Here is an 18,145-nt window from a genome sequence, read left to right on the forward strand (position 1 = left end):
CATCATGGGTGGCGATGGCGGGCGGGGTGTCCTGGGTCACGGGGGCCGGTTCGGGAGTGGTCGACGCGGGGGCTTCGGCTTCCTGGGGGGCGGCCTTGCGGCGCCGGCCCTGATTGGCCGGCTTGCCTGAGGCGGGGCTGCTTCCGGAGCGGCTGCGGCTTCGTTTTGGCGGCTCGGTTTCCGTGCCGGGGAGGGGGGCACTGCCGGTCAGGGCGCTATCTTGCTCCAGCGGGGCGGGGGCGGGGGCGGGGGCCGGGCTGGCTGAAGTCTCGGGGGGCTGGGGGGGGCTGCTGCGGAACACATAGGCGCCGGATTTTTCATCCCGCCCGAAGGCGATCAGGCCGCGGTTCTGGGCTTCCTCGAGCAGGTTGCCAAAGGCCTTGAAGCCGTAGTAGGACTCGTTGAAGCCAGGGTTGCGGCGTTTGATGGCTTCCTTCAGCACCGAGGCCCAGAGTTTTTCGGTGTCGCTACGCTCGGCCATCAGGTCCTCGAAGGTGGCCATGGCCAGTTCGATGCCCTTGCTGCGTCGGATTTCCAGTTCTTCCTTGCGCTTTTTGTCGTCCTCGCCGCGTCTGCCATTGGCTTCGCGCGGGCTGTCCTTGGGGCTGGCGCTGCGCTTGGCTTCGCGGTCGCGCACCAGGTCATCGTAGAAGATGAATTCGTCGCAGTTGGCAATCAGCAGGTCGGACGTGGATTGTTTCACCCCCACGCCGATGACCTGCTTGGCATTTTCCCTGAGCTTGGAAACCAGGGGCGAGAAGTCGGAATCCCCCGAGATGATGACGAAGGTGTTGACATGGGACTTGGTATAGCAGAGGTCCAGAGCGTCCACGACCAGGCGGATGTCGGCGGAGTTCTTGCCTGACTGGCGCACATGAGGAATCTCGATCAATTCAAAATTGGCCTCGTGCATGGTGGCCTTGAAGACCTTGTACCGGTCCCAGTCGCAATAGGCCTTCTTCACCACGATGGAGCCCTTGACCAGCAGGCGTTCGAGCACGGGTTTGATGTCGAATTTTTCGTATTGGGCGTCGCGCACGCCCAGGGCGACATTCTCGAAGTCGCAAAAGAGGGCCATGCTGACGTTTTCAGGGGTGGATGCCATGGGCGGATCTCGGGTGAAAGGGATGCCCGGAGTTTACCCTGACGGATCCGGCCTGTCCCTTGCCGCATGTTTGTACAGGCCGGGGCCGGGCCGGGTAAACTCCGCTGCTTTGATCCGGGTGCCCTTTGCCATGACCTTTGCCTCCCTCGGCCTGATTCCTCCCCTGCTCGAAGCGCTGGAAAAGCTGGGGTACCAGCAGCCCACCCCGGTCCAGACCCAGGCCATTCCGGCCGTGCTGGCCGGGCGGGACCTGATGGCGGCGGCCCGGACCGGCACCGGCAAGACCGCCGCTTTTGCCTTGCCGATCCTGCAGCGCCTGGCGACCCAGGGGGCGGTGCAGGCCGGCGAAGTGAGGGCCCTGGTGCTGGTGCCCACCCGGGAACTGGCCGAACAGGTCCATCAAAGCTTTCGCGACTACGGCCATTTTCTTGTGCTGCGCACCTACGCCGCCTACGGTGGCGTCAGCATCAGCCCCCAGATCACCGCCCTGGCCAGGGGCGTCGATGTGCTGGTCGCCACTCCCGGCCGCCTGCTCGACCTGCACCGCCAACAGGTCCTGAGCCTGCTGCAGGTGGAAACCCTGGTGCTGGACGAAGCCGACCGGATGCTCGACCTGGGCTTCGCCAAGGAACTGGAACAGGTCTTGGCCGCCCTGCCCAAACAGCGCCAGACCCTGCTGTTTTCCGCCACGTTTTCCGACGACATCCGCGCCCTGTCCACCCGGCTGCTGCGCCAGCCGCTGCGGATCGAAGTCAGTCCGCGCAACAGTACCGCCAAAAAGGTGAAGCAGTGGCTCGCCCCGGTGGACAAGAAGAACAAGCCCGAATTGTTCTGTCACCTGCTCAAGCAACAGCGCTGGGGCCAGGTGCTGGTGTTTGTCAAGACCCGCAAGGGCGTCGAGCAGCTGGTCGCCACCCTCCAGGCTCGGGGCATCCACGCCGACTCCATTCACGGCGACAAACCCCAGGCCAGCCGCCTCAAGGCTCTGGAACGCTTCAAGGCCGCCGCCGTGCAGATTCTGGTCGCCACCGACGTGGCCGCCCGGGGCCTGGATATTGACGATCTGCCCCTGGTGGTGAATTTTGACCTGCCCACGGTGGCCGAAGACTACATCCATCGCATCGGCCGCACCGGCCGGGCCGGCGCCTCCGGCGAAGCCATTTCCCTGGTCTGTGCCGATGAAGTGAACCTGCTTGCCGCCATCGAAACCCTGATTGGCCGGACCCTGGAGCGCAAGGAAATCCACGGCTTTGCCCCGGATCACCGGGTGCCCCTCACCGGTGCCGCTGCTGCGCTGGCCCCCGGCAAACCCCAGCCGGCCAAGCCCGCAAAAACCCAGGGTAGGCGTTCGGGCAAGCCGGTTTCGAGTCAATGGGAAGGCTTTGACGCAGTGATTCCCGTCCGCAAACCAGGCAAGAGCCGTTCCCGCTAGCAGGGGTTTGAAGGCCGGGGCATCCTGATCCGGGATTGAGCTTGCCGGCATCAACCGCGCCGTGGTGAAATTCCAGCCGCCAGCCGCCAGCGGTTTGTTGTTACAACTTGACCCGTCCTTCGCAGGAGCCAGCATGAACCGCCCACTTGACTATGCCACCACCCAGCCCGAACGCGCTGAAATCGATGCCCTGCCTGGCCTGACCCTGCTGGAATTCGGCGTGGCCTGGTGTCCCCACTGCCAGGCAGCGCAAGCACCCCTGGCCCGCGCCCTGGCTGGCGAGCCGGCGATCCGGCACCTGAAAATCGAAGACGGCCCCGGCCGCCCTCTCGGTCGTTCCTTCCGCGTCAAGCGCTGGCCGACCCTGATCTTGCTGCAGGATGGCCATGAAGTTGCCCGTCTGGAAAGGCCGACCGAAGCCGGGGCGATCACGGCCGCGCTTCGCCAGCGCAAGGCGCCGACGGCGTAGCGCCATCCTCGCCTCCGGTGCCTCGCCTCCGGGGATCACCACCGCTACGGCGCGGCGGCGAGGTGTTTACTCGGCTTCGCCCGTGTCGCGGCGCGGTACCGTGGCCGGGTCGGCGATGATGGGACGGTAGATTTCCACCCGGTCACCGGGTTTCAGGGGGGCATCCGGCTTGACTAGCTTGCCGAATATGCCCACTTTCTGGGTTTCCAGATCGATGTGGGGGAACTGTCCGAGGATGCCCGAGCGCACTATGGCTTCCTTGACCGTGGTGGTCTCGGGAACTTCGATATTCAGCCACACCTGCTGGGTGGGCTCGGAATAGGCAATGCCGATCTGCATGGTCTGTTCTCCGTGAGTCAGGCGGTGGCGGGCGTGGTGGCGGCAACGCTGCGGGCGGCCAGGCGGTCATCCAGGATGCGCTTGCCGGCCAGCAGGAAGCCCAGCACGGCAAAGGCGCCGGGGGGCAGGATCATCAGCAGGGCGCCGCCATAGCCCGCGACCTGGACCTCCAGGAAGGAAAAGCCAGGGCCGAGCAGTTGGGAGGCCTGGGCAAACAGCGTGCCGCTGCCCAGAAATTCCCGGATCAGGCCGATCAAGGTCAGCGCACCGGTGAAGCCGAGGCCCATGGCCAGGCCATCCACGGCCGAGGCGGTGACACCGGACTTCACCGCAAAGGCCTCGGCGCGGCCCAGGATGGCGCAGTTCACCACGATCAGGGCGATGAACAGGCCCAGCACCTTGTACAGTTCGTGGAGCCAGGCATTGAGGGCCATGTCCACCACCGTCACCAGGGTGGCGATGATGACCACGAACACGGGAATCCGGACCTGGTCGCTGACGGTCTTCCTGATCAGCGACACGATGATGTTGGAAACCACCAGTACGGCGGTGGTGGCCAGGCCCATGCCCAGGCCGTTGGTGCCGCTGGTGGTGACGGCCATGGTGGGGCAGAGGGCCAGCATCTGGGCAAAAACCACATTGTTTTCCCAGAGGCCGTTCTTGACGATGGTGCCGAGGTTGTCGCTCATGGTCTTGCTCCTTAACCCTCAATTTCGGACTTGTGCTGGCTGAAGAATTCCAGCCCGCCCTTGACGGCCTTGACCACGGCCCGGGGGGTGATGGTGGCCCCGGCGAACTGGTCGAAAACCCCGCCGTCTTTCTTCACGGCCCACTGTTCGGGGGCGGGATCGTCCAGGGACTTGCCGTCGAAGGTCTTGACCCAGCCCCCCTTGCCCACATCGATCTTGTCGCCCAGGCCGGGGGTTTCCGTGTGTTTCAGAACGCGCACACCCAGGATCCTGCCCTCCTGGTCCACCGCCATCAGGATCTGGATCGGGCCGGCGTAACCCTTGCCCTCCACCTTGAACACGGCCCCGTTGAGCTGGCCTGCCTTGCGGGAGCGGTAGATCAGGCGTTTGCTGCCATCGGCCTGTGCCAATTCGATGGTGTCCCCGAGCAGGTCGTTGTCGGCGAAGCCAGGCGGGAGTACCTGGGAAAGGGAGTCGCGCAGGTCCTTGGCTTCGGCGGCGGCAATGGCGTCTTTGGTGGCATGGGCGGCCCAGGCCAGGGAGGCCGAGGCGAGCAGGGCGACAAGGCCCAGTAACAGCGGCTGGTAGCCGGTCTTTTCGCGGATTTTGTCCAGATTCATCTCAGGCTCCCTTCTTGGCGGGAATATCCAGGGGCTTGCCCGCCCGGGTACGGCCCAGGATGCGGGGTTTGGTATAGCGGTCGATGATGGGGGTCAGGGCATTCATCAGCAGCACGGCGAAGGCCATGCCTTCCGGGTAGCTGCCGTAGGTGCGGATCACCCAGGTCAGCAGGCCGACCCCGACCCCGAAGATCAGTTGCCCCGGTGCCGTGGTGGGCGAAGTGACGTAATCGGTGGCGATGAAGAAGGCGCCCAGCACGGCCGCCCCGGACAGTACATGGGGAATGACGCCCAGGTAGTGGGCCGGATCAAGCGCGTGGCCAATGGCGGCAGGGATCGCCAGGCCGGCAAACACGGCCAGGGGAATCTGCCAGCGGATCACGCCGGTAGCCAGCAAGAACAGGCCGCCGGCCAGCAGCAGCAAGGCGCTCGATTCGCCCAGGCTGCCGGCCCGGATGCCGATCCAGGAGATCAGGGGAGCATGGCCTGCGGCCAGGGCCTGGACCAGGTCGCTCCCCCGGGAAAGTTCGGTCTTGGCGTAGCCCAGCAGGGAGGCGCTGGCCATGGCATCCGGGGGGGGCAGGCCGGCCAGGGTGATCTGCAGGCCTGCGATGAAGCCCGGGGCAGCCAGGGTCGTCAGGGGGAGCGGCGTTACCCACTGGGTCAGGGGCAGGGGGAAGGAAATCAGCAGGGCCACCCGGGCCACCATGGCTGGATTGAAGACGTTCTGGCCGAGGCCGCCGAATACCTGCTTGCCGATCACGATGGCAATGAAGGCGCCGATCACCCCGACCCACCAGGGGGCCCAGGGCGGCAGGGTCAGGGCCAGCAGCCAGCCGGTGAGCAGGGCGGAACTGTCGCCCAGGGTGCGGCGGATATGGGGGACGCCCATCAGGCGCAGGCTGATGAATTCAAACAGCAGGCAGGCGCCCAGGGTGATCAGCCAGAGGAAAAAGGCGGGCCAGCCAAACAGCCAGAAGGCGTAGGCCGTGGCGGGGGTCAAGGCCAGCTGGACGCGCAGCATGGTGCGGCTGACTGCGTTGCCGCCATGGGCATGGGGGGATGCCACGGTCTGGACGGCGGTGTAGGCAAAGGGAGTCATGCGGTCGCTCCTTGAGGGGCTGGCAGATTGGAGGGGGCCTGGCTTTCCGGGGTGGCGGCCGCCTGGGCCGCGCGTTCGGCCTTGCGGCGGGCGGCGGCTTCGGCTTTTTCCCGGGCTTCCCGCTCCAGGCGCTGGGCGCGGCTCTGAGCGAGTTTCCGGGTGGACTCCTGGCGCAGTTTTTCCCGCTCCTGGGCGCTCAGTTCGCCCTTGGCATGGCTGAAATACTGCACCAGGGGAATGTGGGCCGGGCAGACATAGGCGCAGCAGCCGCAGGCAATGCAGTCCTTGAGCCCGGTCTTGACGGCGCCTTTCAAGTCGTTGGCCTGGATGTGGCGGGCCATGTCCAGGGGCAGCAGGCCCATGGGGCAGGCCCCGACGCAGGTGGCACAGCGGATGCAGGGCTCTTCGGTCCGCTCTGCCACCTCGGCGGCGCTGAGGGCCAGGATGCCGCTACTGCCCTTGACCACCGGCACCCGGGCCTGGGGCAGGGACATGCCCATCATCGGGCCGCCCATCACCAGGCGGGCCGGGGCGCTGTTGAGGCCGCCGGCGAAGGCCAGCACCTCTTCCACCAGGGTGCCCAGGGGCACCATGATGTTGCCGGGCTGGGCAACGCAGCCTCCGTTGACCGTGATCAGGCGAGCCACCAGGGGCCGGCCGAAGCGGATGGCCTGATGCACCGCCCAGGCCGTGCCCACGTTGTGGACCACCACGCCCACGTCACCGGGGCGTCCGTCGGCGGGGATTTCGTGGCCGGTCAGTTCCTGCACCAGCTGCTTTTCCGAACCCATGGGGTAGCGGGCCGGCACCGGGCAGATGCGGATGTGCGGCTGGGCGGCCGCCGCCTGCTGCATGGCGGCGATGGCTTCCGGCTTGTTGTCCTCGATGCCGACCAGGGCCTGGGTGGCGCCGGTGGCATGCAGCATCAGGCCGATGCCGTCCACGATGGCCGCGGCGCTATCGCGCATCAGCCGGTCGTCGCAAGATAGATAGGGCTCGCATTCGCCGCCATTCATCACCAGGGTGGTGACCTTGGCTTTTTCCGACAAGGAGAGTTTCAGGGCGGCGGGGAAGGTGGCGCCCCCCAGGCCGACGACACCGGCTTCGGCCACTTTCTTGCTGATTTCCGCCGGGGGCAGGAGGAAGGGATCGTTGAGGCCCTCCAGGTCGGCCCAGGCATCCAGGCCATCGGCTTCCAGGGTGATGGCCAGCACCGGCAGGCCCGAGGGATGCGGCGCGGGGATTTCACCGATGGCGGTGATGGTGCCGGAGGTGGGGGCGTGAATGGCGGCGGAAACGGCGCCCTGGGGGTCTGCCAGCCGTTCGCCCTTGCGCACTTTTTGACCGACCAGCACCACCGGTCGGGCCGGAGCGCCCAGATGTTGGGAGAGCGAAACAAAGAGGCGTTCCGGCACCGGCATGGTGCGGGTGACCGCGTCCGCGGCGGGACGCTTGTGATCGTCGGGGTGGATGCCCCAATCGCGACCGAAGAGTTTTTCCATCAGGCCCATGTCGGCATTCCTCAGGCGGCCAGCGGCTTGGGCATGACCCAATGCTGCAAGGTGATGGGGACGGGCTGCATCACCAGGGCTTCGGTGGGGCAGTGGTCGATGCAGGCGCTGCAACCGGTGCAAGCTTCCTTGAGGACGTTGTGGATCTGTTTGGGGGCGCCCAGGATGGCATCGGTGGGGCAGTTCTTGATGCAGCGGCAGCAGCCGATGCACAGGTCTTCGGCGATGGTGGCCAGTTTCGGGCCTGTATCGGCGACGGCGGCGAGGTCCAGGGCAAGGCCCATCTTTTCGGCGATGGCCACGGCTGTCGTCTTGCCGCCAGGGGGGCAGCAGCTGGCGGGCGCAGAGCCCGCCGCGATGGCGGCGGCCGCGCCGGAGCAGCCGGGAAAGCCGCACTGGCCGCAGTTGGTACCGGGCAGCAGGGCTTCGACTTCATCGACGATGGGGTTGGATTCGACCGCGAGGAAACGGCCGGCGATGCCCAGGATCAAGCCCAGGGCGGCACCGAGAATAGTGAGGCTGAGGATGGCGGCGATCATCGTGATTTCCTTAGATGTTGAGGCCGGAGAAGCCCATGAAGGCCAGGGCCAGCAGGCTGATGGTGATGAAAGCGATGGGGGCGCCGTTGAAGGCGACCGGTACCCGGGCCAGGGCGATGCGTTCGCGCAGGCCGGCGAAGATCATCAGCACCAGGGTGAAGCCCAGGGCGGAGCCGAAGCCGTAGGCCAGGCTCTTGAAGAAGCTGAAGCCTTGCTGGACATTCAGCAGGGCCACGCCGAGCACGGCGCAATTGGTGGTGATCAAGGGCAGGTAGATGCCCAGGGAGCGGTACAGGCCGGGGCTGGTTTTCTTGACGAACATCTCGGTGAATTGCACCACGGCCGCAATCACCAGGATGAAGGTGAGGATGCGCAGGAAGCCCAGTTCATAGGGCACCAGCAACCAGTGCTCCAGCATCCAGCTGGCTCCGGCGGCCAGGGTGATCACGAAGGTGGTCGCCATGCCCATGCCCAGGGCGCTGTCCATGCTCTTGGAGACACCCATGGACGGGCAGAGGCCCAGGAATTTGATCAACACCACGTTGTTGACCAGGGCGGTGGAGATCAGTAGCAGGATCAGTTCGCTCATGGCGGCGAGTCTCGACAGGGATTGCAATGCCCCCCTTCTGCAATGCGTATGCCAGCTTTCGCCATTTCACCCTGGGGCGGCTCGAATCGTCACATTGGCGCGGCTCGCGGATACTTTTGCACCAGACCGGTGCAAAAGCCGGGCTGTTTTTGTCGCAAAACCGACAGGGTTTTCTGTGGGATTGCTGCCAAAGCCCGACAAGCCAGTATTGGCGCGGGGGTCGGTCAAAAAAACTTTTGGTGGCATGGAATGTGCTGAATCCGGGTCCATCGATCTCAAGTCCGGGAGTCCACCCATGAATTTGAAGCCTCCCCCCAAGGCATGTACCGACCTGCCCCCGGAAATATTCCGCCAGGCGGTGGCTCAGGCCGATGTGGCGATTTCCATCACGGACCCGCGCGCCAATATCCTCTATGTGAATGAGGCCTTCACCCGGGTTACCGGTTACAGCCCGGTGGAGGCGGAAGGCAAGAATGAATCCATCCTTTCCAGCCGCACCACGCCCCGGGAGGTGTATCAGGAAATGTGGCATTCCCTTTCCAGCGGGCGCCCCTGGACCGGGCGCCTGCTCAATAGCCGCAAGGATGGCAGCCAGTATCTGGCGGAGCTGGCCATTGCGCCGGTGCTCGATGAAGCGGGGAATATTGCCCACTTCCTGGGCATGCACCGGGATGTTTCCGAACTACACAGCCTGGCCAATCGGGTGCGCAACCAGAAGGCCCTGATTGAATCGGTGGTGGATGGGGCCCCGGTGGCCCTGGCGCTGCTGGACGAAACCGGGCGGGTGGTCCTGGACAACCAGGAGTACAAGAAGCTGCTCACCGATCTGGGGGGCGGTGAGCCTGCCCGTGAGCCTGCCCATGTGTTGCTGGAAGCGGCGTTGCCGGCCTGGCGCGAGGAACTGCTGGGCCAGGCCGGCCCGGCCCGGCTGCCGCCCCGGGAACTGCGCATCGACCGGCCCGGCGGCGCCTTGCCACGCTGGTTCTCCTGTTCCGCCCTGCCCATTGCCGCTCAGGATGAGCGGGCCGATGGCTTCTATGCCGAAGCTTCCCGACATTACCTGTTGCTGGTCGCCAGTGACGTGAGCGCGCTGCGCCTGGGCCAGGAGCAGGCCCGTCTGGCCGCCCTGCGCAGCCTGATGGCCGAGGAAGAACATGCGGCGGCCCTGCGGGAGAGCCTGTCTGCCGCCCTGTACCAGCTCGAAGGCCCGCTCAATGTCATGAGTTCCGCCATCAACATGCTTTGCAGCCGGGAGCCCGCCATGTCCGGTGCCCTGAGTTCCGCCCTGAGCGAGGGGCGCCGCCATCTGGAAGAGCTGCGCCAGTTGATTCCCCATGACACCCGGGAAGCGGCCGCGCCGGTCAACATCAACGAAGTGCTGCGCGACGTGCTCGACGTCTGCACCCCGCGGCTGCTGGCCAACGGCATCATCGTCACCTGGCAGCCCATGCCCACCTTGCCGGGCATCCTGGGGCGGCCCATGCAATTGCGCTCCCTGTTCAAGGTGCTGGTGGACAACGCCATCGACGCCTTGTCCCAGCGGGGCTGGAAGCAGCGGGAAATGAGCCTGTCCTCGGCGCTGGTGGGTGAGCAGATCCGCGTCTGCATCGACGACCGGGGGCCGGGCATTCCCGCCGAACTGCAACTCAAGGTGTTTGAACCCTTCTTCACCACCCGGGGCAAGCAGGGCCAGCATCTGGGCACCGGCTTGCCCCGGGCCCAGCAGGCCGTGACCGACCACGGCGGTTTCCTGGACCTGCTGGACGCGCCCGGGGGCGGTTGCCGGGCCCAGGTGGATCTGCCGCTGCAAGGAGGGCTGGAATGAACGAGGAAAATCACGGCAAGTGTTCCGAGGGGCACGCCTATGCCTTGGGCGGCGAGACTTCCGGCGTGTGCGAGACGCACGAACTGCATCTTTCCCAGATGGATGCCCTGTACGGGGTCAGTCAGGTCCTGTCCCGCTCCCTGGATTACCGGGAAACCATCCAGGAAGTGCTGCGCATTCTCGATGAGTCTGCCGGCCTGAGCCGGGGCCTGGTGAGTGTGGTGGAACCGGATGGCAGCCTGCTGGTGCAATCGGTGCATGGGGTCGATCCCGGTCATTTCGAATCGGTGCGCTACCAGTCCGGCGAGGGCATCATCGGTTTTGCCATGGAAAAGAGCCGCACCATCATCTTGCAGCGGGTCGGGGACGATCTACGTTTCATCAACAAGATGCGGGTTTACGACCCGGGGCTGCCCTTCATCGCCGTGCCCATCAAGGTGGCCGGCAGCCTCAAGGGGGTGCTGGCCGTGCAGCCGGTGGTGGAGGATGATCCCCTGCTGGAAGACCGGGCCCGCTTCCTGGAAATGATCGCCAACCTGATCGGCCAGAGTCTGCGGCTTTCCCTGCAGGTGGAACAGGAAAAGCGCTCCTTGCTCGAAGAGCGGGACCTGCTGCGCCGCACCGTGCGGCATCAGCATGGTTTCGACAGCATCGTGGGCCATTCCGCCGTGATGCGCCGGGTGTTCGAGCAGGTGCGGCTGGTGGCCAAATGGAACACCACGGTGCTGATCCGGGGCGAAACCGGCACCGGCAAGGAACTGATCGCCAACGCCATCCACTACAACTCGCCCCGGACCCGGGGGCCGCTGGTCAAGCTCAACTGCGCCGCCCTGCCGGAAAATCTGCTGGAGTCGGAACTGTTCGGCCACGAGCGCGGCTCCTTCACCGGCGCCGTGGGTAGCCGCAAGGGCCGCTTCGAGCAGGCCGACGGCGGCACCTTGTTCCTCGATGAAATCGGCGAAATCTCGCCGGCCTTCCAGGCCAAGCTGCTGCGGGTGCTGCAGGAAGGGGAATTCGAGCGGGTCGGCGGCAGCCGCAGCATCAAGGTGGATGTGCGCATCATCGCCGCAACCCACCGGGATCTGGAAACTGCCGTCGACATGGGCGATTTCCGCGAAGACCTGTTCTACCGCCTGAACGTGATGCCCCTTTACCTGCCGCCCCTGCGCGACCGGCTGGAGGATATTTCCGATATCTGCCGCCACCTGCTCACCAAGGTGGGCAATGTGCAAAAACGCAAGCTCACCATCACCGACAGCGCCCTGCGCCGCCTGGCCAATTACGACTGGCCGGGTAATGTGCGGGAACTGGAAAACTGCCTGGAGCGGGCGGCGGTGCTGTCGGAAGACGGGACCATCGACGGGGACCTGATCCGCTTCCCCGGCCGGGAACGCATGCCTCAGCGGGCGGGCGTGCCCCTGGCCGCACCCGTCAGGGCTGCGGCGGTGCCTGCGCCAACGGGCGAACCCGCCGCGCCGGATGACCCCAATCTGTCAGAGCGCGAACGGGTGATTGCGGCCCTGGAACAAGCCGGTTGGGTGCAGGCCAAGGCGGCCCGCATCCTGAACATGACCCCCCGGCAGATCGCCTACCGGATTCAGACGCTGAATATCGAGGTCAAGCAGTTCTGATCCCGCCGTCCCTTTTCCCTGTTTTCCCCTTTGTTGCAGATCTGACAAAGGGAGGGAGAGGCGGCGCCTCATGGTGAGGTTCATGATGAGGAAGGTGATGAAATAAAAGGGTTTTTTGCTGGCACTGTGTTTGCTAGTCAAGTCTCTCAAGTTCATTCAAGGTTCATTCAAGGAGGTCATATGGCCAAACCCAGAAAACATGTGCTCGTCTGCGTCCAGGGGCGTCCCCCCGGCCACCCCCGGGGTTCCTGCCAGGAAAAGGGCTGCAATGAGGTCTATCAGAAATTTTCCGGGGAATTCCAGAACCGCAATCTCTGGGCCTCGGGTTATCTGCTCACCAACACCGGCTGCCTGGGGCCTTGTCATCTGGGTCCCACGGTTCTCGTCTATCCCGAGGGCATCCTGTACACCGGCGTCAAGCCCGAGGATGTGGCGGTCCTGATCGACGAGCACCTGATGTTTGATCAGCCCGTGCAACGTCTGCTGGCGCCCAGGGAAGTGTGGGGTTGATCATGGATGGCGCAATGCTCTACTGTGAAATCGGCGATATCGTGTTCTGCAAGGAAGCGCTGTTCAATGATGGCGGCATTCCCGATCTGCCCGAGGATGCCCTGCTGGCCCGTGCCGGCACACGCGGTGTGATCGTTCAGACCGGCGTGATCGAGGCGGATGAGCGGCAGGCCATCTTTCTGGTGCGCTTTGAAGGCGAAGATGGCCTGCTCGGTGGGCCTGTCGGCTGCCTTCCGGACGAATTGATCCAGAGCGAAGCCGAAGCGGCAATCCTGCGTCAGCAGGCCGTCTGAAGCGGCCGGCGCGGCAGCTTTCAGGCCGCCTGGCGGTTGCCGGCGGCCTGCAGGAGTGCCTGGATCCAGGCTTTTTGCGCCGCTTGCCGGCGGGCCTCTCCGAGGCGTTCGATGATGCGTTCTCGCACGGCGGCAAATGTCAGGGTTTCCCCGGGCTCGATGGCATCGCAGCGCAGCAGGTGCCAGCCCATCGGGGATTCCGTGGGAGCTGAAACCTGGCCGGCCTGGAGGGCGAAGGCCACCGTCTCCAGTTCGGGATAGAGTTGCCCGGGTTTGACCAGGCCGATCACGCCGCCTTCCAGGGCCGAGGGGCACTGGGAATGCTTGAGGGCGAGGGCGGCGAAGCTTTCGTGGTCGGTCAGGGCGGGAATCAGGGCGTTCAGGGTGGCCTGCACCCTGGCCTTTTCCCCGGGAGAATCAAACGTCATCAGGATGTGCTGGATGCGCCGCATTTCCGGGCGTTGAAAGGCGGCCGGATGGAGCCGGAAGTAAATTTCCGCCTCCACTTCGGAAACCATTCCGGCCGTGGCGGAAACCCGCTCCAGAACGGTTTCGAGGCGTAGATCGCGGTTGATGGCGTCCACCAGACTGGATTCGCTCAAGTGGTGCGCGCGCATGTCGGCCAGGAATTCGTCCCGGTCCGGATAGCGGGACTGGATTTCCTTGAGGCGTGCCTCTACCGCAGGCCAGGGCACCATCACCCCCGCGGCCTCCGGAGCGCCCAGGATCAGGGCTTCGATGCGGGCCTGATGCACGCTGATCTTGTGCAGCTTGGCCTGCTCGGCGGGGTTCAGGGCTGCCGGGACTTTTTTGAACAATTCCCAGGAAATCTTGAGCTCAAGATAGGCTTGCATGGTTGGCTCCGCGCTGATCTGCCGGGTGAAGAGGGGCGAGCATGGCTTCGGGAATCTGCAGCACCCGCCCCGGCAGGGTATCAAAATGCACGTGGTAGATGAGGCCGGCGGGATGGTCGCGGATCACCTTGATGATTTCGCCCGGATCGCCGGCATGGATGAGAAGCTCGCCACCCACCTTGAGGTCGGCGAGGCTGCTGACTTTTTCCCGGAATTCATACCTGGAGGGGACCCAGGGCTCGTCGATGCCGAGCAACTCCTCTTCCCGGCAGCCGACCAGGCGGTTTTCTTCGTAGAAAAACACGGTGTAGATGATCTGATCCTGGAGGAAGGTGCCGATGTCCCGGACCAGGCCGGTACTGCCGCGCCGCACCAGCAGTTCGCCCACATCGGCGCCGGGGAAGGTGCCGTCGTCCCGGACATTGCGGACGACGCGCACTTCGTCATCGATTTTCCACCTCGGTCTCATGTGCGGAAAACCTTGTCGAGCGGCACGAAGGAGGACATGCCGCCTTCCGGCGTGGGGGTGTTCTGGAACACGGCGAAAACCTTTTCGGTCAGGGCGTCGGATTTGACGAAGTCGTCGTAGGCCTGGGCAAGCCACTGCTTGTAGATGGCGGTCCTGCCGGCGTCATCGGCGGGCATTTCCCTGGCGTAGCGGGCCAGGTAGTCGTGGAAGCGCTGCAGGATGTGCAGGCGGTTTACCTGCACCACGCTGGGCTCAAAGGCAACGCCGAAGTATTCGAGGAAGTCTTCAGCGGTAGAAATTTCTTCCAGGGCTTCGTCCAGGGTCAGGGTGTCCATTTGAATCTCCTCAGGCAGTCAGGGGTAACGCGTGCTCCACCTCCGGGCGGGGGTGGAATTTCGGAAAAATCCAGGTTATCCATGGGGCAGGGCGCTCAGCGGGTTGGAGCGGATTGAGGCGGATTGGGTATCCCGCGCGTCATGATCGCAGCACAGCTCGCCTGCCGTGCACACGCCACAGCGTTCGCCCTTTGCATCGGGCGTGTCGGCCAGGGGCTGGCCCCGCTTGATGGCCTTCAACTCGCCCTCCAGGAGTTCGATACGCTCCAGCAGGCAGGTGATGGACCTGGCCACCGGGTCGGGCAGCAGATGATGGTCCAGGCTGATGCCATTGGCCGGGCGGGGCGAACCGGCCCGGGTCGGCACGATGCGGCCGGGCACGCCGACCACGGTGCGGTCACTGGGCACATTCTTGACCACCACCGAATTGGCGCCGACCCGCACCCGGTCGCCGACCTCGATGGGGCCGAGAATCTTGGCGCCGGCTCCCACCACCACCCCGTCGCCCAGGGTGGGGTGGCGCTTGCCCTTGCTCCAGGAGGTGCCGCCCAGGGTGACGCCGTGGTACAAGGTCACGTCGTCGCCGACTTCGGCGGTTTCGCCGATCACGACACAGGCGCCGTGGTCGATGAAGAAGCGGCGGCCGATCCGGGCTCCGGGGTGGATATCGACGTTGGTCAAGGTGCGGGCCAGGAAGGAAAGCAGGCGGGCCAGGAAGCGGAACTGACGCTTCCACAGGCGATGGGAAAGCCGGTGCATCAGGATGGCGTGCAGGCCCGGGTAGGTGGTGAGCACTTCGAGCGTGCTGCGGGCGGCCGGGTCACGCTCGAAGACGCAGCCGAGATCTTCGCGGATCTGGGCCCAGAGGCCCACGGTGGGCGGGCGGGCGGCGCAGAGGGGCAGGGCGGCAGTTTCAGGCATGGGGGCCATCCTCCGTAAAGGCCGAGGGGGCGGACGGTCGGGCATGGAGCAGCTCCAGGAGTTCGGCATCTTCCGGGGGACGCTTGGCGGCGATGACGAAGGCGCGCACGGCCCCCACCAGTTCCCGGGCCATGGCTTCGGAAAGCGTGACGCCGAGGCCGGCATAGACGGCCATCACGGCCTTGTGGCCGGAATGCTTGCCGAGGACGATACGGTGGCTGCGCCCCACTTCCATGGGATCGAAGCCCTGATAATTGCGGGGGTCCTTCAGGAGGCCATCGACATGGATGCCGGCCTCATGGGTGAAGGCGCCGGGTCCGATGATGCTTTTTTGCCAGGGAATCGGCCGGCCGGATGCCCGGGCCACCCGTTCCGAAAGGGCGGGAAACCCCTTGAGGCTGATGCCGGTCGTGCCGGCGTGGAATTTCTCGATGCCCAGCACCACTTCTTCCAGGGCGGCATTGCCGGCCCGCTCGCCCAGGCCGTTGACCGTGGTATTGACGTGGGTGGCGCCGGCCCGGATCGCGGCCAGGGTATTGGCAGTGGCCAGGCCCAGGTCGTCGTGGGCGTGCATTTCGATGGCCAGGCCCGAGCAGCTGACCAGTCGTTTGATGATGTCGTGCAGGCCGAAGGGTTCCATGATGCCCAGGGTGTCGGCATAGCGCAGGCGCATGGCGCCGGCCCGGGCCGCGACTGCGGCAATCGCCAGCAGGAAGTCCGGATCGGCGCGCGAGGCATCCTCGCAGCCGATGCACACCTCCAGGCCCAGATCCCGGCCCCGGGCCACATATTCGGGCAGGGTCTGCAGCAGCCAGGCGCGATCCTTCTTGAGTTTGTAGGACAGATGCTGGTCCGAGGCGGGGACGGAAATATCCACCATCCGGGCGCCCAGACCGGCGCAGGCCGCCAGGTCCAGGGGGTGCATGCGGCACCAGACCATCAACCGGGCCTGGAGGCCCAGGTCGGCCACGGCGCGGATGCTCTGGCGTTCCTCGGCGCCCATGGCCGGGATGCCCACTTCCAGCTCGGGTACGCCGATGGCGTCCAGCCCCAGGGCGATCGACAGCTTCTCCTCCAGGGAGAAGGCCACCCCGGCGGATTGTTCGCCGTCCCTCAGGGTGGTGTCGTTGATAGTGACTGCCTGCATGGCGGCCTCGAAAAAGCGGTAGGTAGAAAGTCATTAGCAAGGCGGATGCCAGAAATAAACTCACGTTGATTCAATGGCTTGCAAATTTGCGGCCGGCGCTTTGGCGGGGATGGAGCGGGCTGTGTCGTATTTCTGACAAGCACGACCGGGGGCGGATTGCCGGCTGCCGCCTGCGGCGCTTTGCTGGCAGGCGTCCGGGCCAGGCGGGGCAAAAAAATCCCCGGGGCGTCTTGCGACGACCGCCGGGGTGAGGTGAGGACTACTGAAAACAAGGATCAGGCGTAGGCCGGGGCGAAAGCCTGTTCCGGATGGGCGAGGGGGCCCTTCTCGGTCCAGTAAGGGGAGAGCTTGCGCAACTGGGCGATGATGGGGGGGACGGCTTCGATGACCCGATCCACTTCGGCTTCGGTGGTATAGCGGGAGAGGGAGAAACGGATGGTGCCGTGGGCGGCGGTGTAGGGGATGCCCATGGCGCGCATGACGTGCGAGGGTTCGAGCGACCCCGAGGTGCAGGCGGAGCCGGAACTGGCGGCAATGCCTGCCTTGTTGAGTAACAGCAGGATGGCTTCGCCTTCCACATATTCAAACGCGATGTTGCAGGTGTTGGGTAGCCGGTTGGCCGGGTCGCCGGTGACAAAAGCGTGGGTGACCCGGGCCAGGATGCCTTTTTCCAGCTTGTCGCGCAGGCGCCTGACTTCGGTGTTCTCGAATTCCAGATGTTCCATGGCCAGCTCGGCGGCCTTGCCCAGGGCGACGATGGCCGGGGCATTCTCGGTGCCGGCCCGCCGGCCGCGCTCCTGGTGGCCGCCGCGCAGTAGCGGACGGAAACGGCAGCCGCGGCGCAGATACAGGACGCCGATGCCCTTGGGGGCATGCAGCTTGTGGCCGGAGAGGGAGAGCATGTCGATCTTGCTGTCCTTGAGGTTCATGGGAATCTTGCCCACGGCCTGGACCGCATCGGTATGGAACATGATGCCCCTGGCGGCAGCCAGTCCGGCCATTTCTTCGACCGGGAACAAGGTGCCGGTTTCGTTGTTGGCCCACATCGCCGAGACGATGGCGACCCGGTCATGGAGCAGGGACTTGTATTCGTCCATGTCGATGCGGCCCTTCTTGTCCACCTTGAGCTTGTGCACGATATAGCCTTCCTTCTCCAGCCATTCGCACAGGGTGAGGATGGCCGGGTGCTCGACCATGGTGGTGATCACCGTGTTGCGTTCCGGCTGGGCCTTCAGGGCGGAGAGGATGGCGGTGGAGTCGGACTCGGTGCCGCAGGAGGTAAAGATGATTTCCGAGTCATGCTCGGCACCGAGCAGGGCCTGAATCTGCTGGCGGGCCAGTTTCAGGGACTTGCCCACCTGGCTGCCAAAGGCATGGATGGAAGAGGGGTTGCCGAAATGCTCGGTAAAGAAGGGGAGCATGGCTTCCACCGTGACGGGGTCGACCCGCGTGGTGGCGTTGTTGTCCAGATAGATGGGTTCCATGGCAGTTCCTGTCGGGATGGGGGCGCTTGCACGCGGGGTTCTGGCTCAAGCCTCTACGGGCATGTAGGAAACGGGCAGCACCTGGACCAGTTCGCCGAGGGCTTCGATCATCTTCTGCTGGATGCCGCCCAGGGTGGCCGCTTCCATCATGCAGCCGGAGCAGGCGCCCTTGAGGCTGACGTAGATCATCTTGCCCTGGACTTCCACCAAGTCCACATCGCCATGGTCGCGCTGCAGCATGGGGCGCACGGATTCGAGCACTTCCTCGATCCGCTTGATGC

General features: G+C 65.1%; 21 protein-coding genes. 6 read left to right on the top strand and 15 right to left on the bottom strand.

Annotated features, from left to right (window positions below; all coding sequences use genetic code 11):
• The coding region (locus WBH99_RS12240; RefSeq protein WP_424220379.1) for an NYN domain-containing protein at positions 1-1,105 on the bottom strand (1,105 nt) is incomplete at its 3' end.
• 130 nt (positions 1,106-1,235) lie between these two features.
• On the opposite strand from WBH99_RS12240, the gene WBH99_RS12245 reads away from it, so the two are divergent.
• Together WBH99_RS12245 and WBH99_RS12250 are read left to right on the top strand one after the other, a co-directional pair.
• Positions 1,236-2,537 carry a DEAD/DEAH box helicase gene (locus tag WBH99_RS12245; RefSeq protein ID WP_424220380.1) on the top strand — a complete coding sequence of 434 codons (1,302 nt, stop codon included), beginning with the start codon at positions 1,236-1,238 and terminating at the stop codon, positions 2,535-2,537.
• A gap of 133 nt (positions 2,538-2,670) precedes the next feature.
• The gene (locus tag WBH99_RS12250; protein WP_424220381.1) at positions 2,671-3,006 is read left to right on the top strand and encodes a thioredoxin family protein; all 336 of its coding nucleotides are present in this window, start codon (positions 2,671-2,673) and stop codon (positions 3,004-3,006) included.
• Positions 3,007-3,072: 66 nt separating this feature from the next.
• Here the strand turns inward: WBH99_RS12250 and WBH99_RS12255 are convergent, their stop codons facing one another.
• From WBH99_RS12255 to rsxA, 7 genes are read right to left on the bottom strand one after another with little or no spacing between them, the layout of a single operon-like run.
• The gene (locus WBH99_RS12255; protein ID WP_424220382.1) at positions 3,073-3,345 is read right to left on the bottom strand and encodes an RnfH family protein; all 273 of its coding nucleotides are present in this window, start codon (positions 3,343-3,345) and stop codon (positions 3,073-3,075) included.
• A gap of 17 nt (positions 3,346-3,362) precedes the next feature.
• A complete protein-coding gene (locus WBH99_RS12260) occupies positions 3,363-4,034 on the bottom strand; it encodes an electron transport complex subunit E (RefSeq protein WP_424220383.1) in 672 nt (223 codons plus the stop codon).
• 11 nt (positions 4,035-4,045) lie between these two features.
• Positions 4,046-4,654: an electron transport complex subunit RsxG gene (gene rsxG, locus WBH99_RS12265; protein ID WP_424220384.1), complete on the bottom strand. Its 609-nt coding sequence runs from the start codon at positions 4,652-4,654 to the stop codon at positions 4,046-4,048.
• Between the two features lies 1 nt (position 4,655).
• Entirely contained in the window at positions 4,656-5,756 is a 1,101-nt protein-coding gene (locus WBH99_RS12270; protein WP_424220385.1) for an RnfABCDGE type electron transport complex subunit D, read from the bottom strand.
• The gene (gene rsxC / locus WBH99_RS12275; RefSeq protein WP_424220386.1) at positions 5,753-7,267 is read right to left on the bottom strand and encodes an electron transport complex subunit RsxC; all 1,515 of its coding nucleotides are present in this window, start codon (positions 7,265-7,267) and stop codon (positions 5,753-5,755) included. Before rsxC ends, WBH99_RS12270 begins: the two co-directional genes overlap by 4 nt.
• 11 nt (positions 7,268-7,278) lie before the next feature.
• On the bottom strand, positions 7,279-7,806 hold the full coding sequence (locus WBH99_RS12280) for an RnfABCDGE type electron transport complex subunit B (protein ID WP_424220387.1): 528 nt from the start codon (positions 7,804-7,806) through the stop codon (positions 7,279-7,281).
• Positions 7,807-7,816: 10 nt separating this feature from the next.
• Positions 7,817-8,395, bottom strand: coding sequence for an electron transport complex subunit RsxA (gene rsxA, locus WBH99_RS12285; RefSeq protein ID WP_424220388.1), 579 nt, complete (start codon positions 8,393-8,395; stop codon positions 7,817-7,819).
• A 295-nt stretch (positions 8,396-8,690) separates the two neighbouring features.
• Between rsxA and nifL the strand changes: the two genes are divergently transcribed.
• The 4 genes from nifL to WBH99_RS12305 all read left to right on the top strand — a co-directional run bounded on the left by nifL (position 8,691) and on the right by WBH99_RS12305 (position 12,654).
• The gene (nifL, locus tag WBH99_RS12290) at positions 8,691-10,220 is read left to right on the top strand and encodes a nitrogen fixation negative regulator NifL (protein ID WP_424220389.1); all 1,530 of its coding nucleotides are present in this window, start codon (positions 8,691-8,693) and stop codon (positions 10,218-10,220) included.
• Positions 10,217-11,851, top strand: a complete 1,635-nt coding sequence (gene nifA / locus WBH99_RS12295; protein WP_424220390.1) for a nif-specific transcriptional activator NifA — start codon at positions 10,217-10,219, stop codon at positions 11,849-11,851. Before nifL ends, nifA begins: the two co-directional genes overlap by 4 nt.
• Before the next feature lie 180 nt (positions 11,852-12,031).
• Entirely contained in the window at positions 12,032-12,361 is a 330-nt protein-coding gene (locus WBH99_RS12300) for a (2Fe-2S) ferredoxin domain-containing protein (RefSeq protein ID WP_424220391.1), read from the top strand.
• 14 nt (positions 12,362-12,375) lie between these two features.
• Positions 12,376-12,654: a nitrogen fixation protein NifZ gene (locus WBH99_RS12305; RefSeq protein ID WP_424220392.1), complete on the top strand. Its 279-nt coding sequence runs from the start codon at positions 12,376-12,378 to the stop codon at positions 12,652-12,654.
• Positions 12,655-12,674: 20 nt separating this feature from the next.
• Here WBH99_RS12305 and nifM read toward each other — a convergent pair whose 3' ends face one another.
• The 7 genes from nifM to WBH99_RS12340 all read right to left on the bottom strand — a co-directional run.
• Entirely contained in the window at positions 12,675-13,508 is an 834-nt protein-coding gene (gene nifM / locus WBH99_RS12310) for a nitrogen fixation protein NifM (RefSeq protein ID WP_424220393.1), read from the bottom strand.
• On the bottom strand, positions 13,492-13,977 hold the full coding sequence (locus tag WBH99_RS12315) for a nitrogen fixation protein NifZ (RefSeq protein ID WP_424220394.1): 486 nt from the start codon (positions 13,975-13,977) through the stop codon (positions 13,492-13,494). The genes nifM and WBH99_RS12315 overlap by 17 nt, the downstream gene beginning before the upstream one ends.
• Positions 13,974-14,312 carry a nitrogenase-stabilizing/protective protein NifW gene (nifW, locus tag WBH99_RS12320; RefSeq protein ID WP_424220395.1) on the bottom strand — a complete coding sequence of 113 codons (339 nt, stop codon included), beginning with the start codon at positions 14,310-14,312 and terminating at the stop codon, positions 13,974-13,976. The genes WBH99_RS12315 and nifW overlap by 4 nt, the downstream gene beginning before the upstream one ends.
• A gap of 75 nt (positions 14,313-14,387) precedes the next feature.
• Positions 14,388-15,233, bottom strand: a complete 846-nt coding sequence (gene cysE / locus WBH99_RS12325) for a serine O-acetyltransferase (protein ID WP_424220396.1) — start codon at positions 15,231-15,233, stop codon at positions 14,388-14,390.
• Entirely contained in the window at positions 15,226-16,380 is a 1,155-nt protein-coding gene (nifV, locus tag WBH99_RS12330; protein ID WP_424220397.1) for a homocitrate synthase, read from the bottom strand. Before nifV ends, cysE begins: the two co-directional genes overlap by 8 nt.
• Before the next feature lie 275 nt (positions 16,381-16,655).
• Positions 16,656-17,864 (bottom strand): cysteine desulfurase NifS, encoded by a 1,209-nt coding sequence (gene nifS / locus WBH99_RS12335; RefSeq protein ID WP_424220398.1) that lies wholly within the window; start codon positions 17,862-17,864, stop codon positions 16,656-16,658.
• 45 nt (positions 17,865-17,909) lie between these two features.
• On the bottom strand, positions 17,910-18,145 hold a 236-nt coding region (locus WBH99_RS12340), incomplete at its 5' end, for a NifU family protein (protein ID WP_424220399.1).

Origin of the sequence: Azovibrio sp. (assembly GCF_049658005.1) — a bacterium.
In the GTDB taxonomy this organism is placed as follows: domain Bacteria; phylum Pseudomonadota; class Gammaproteobacteria; order Burkholderiales; family Rhodocyclaceae; genus Azovibrio.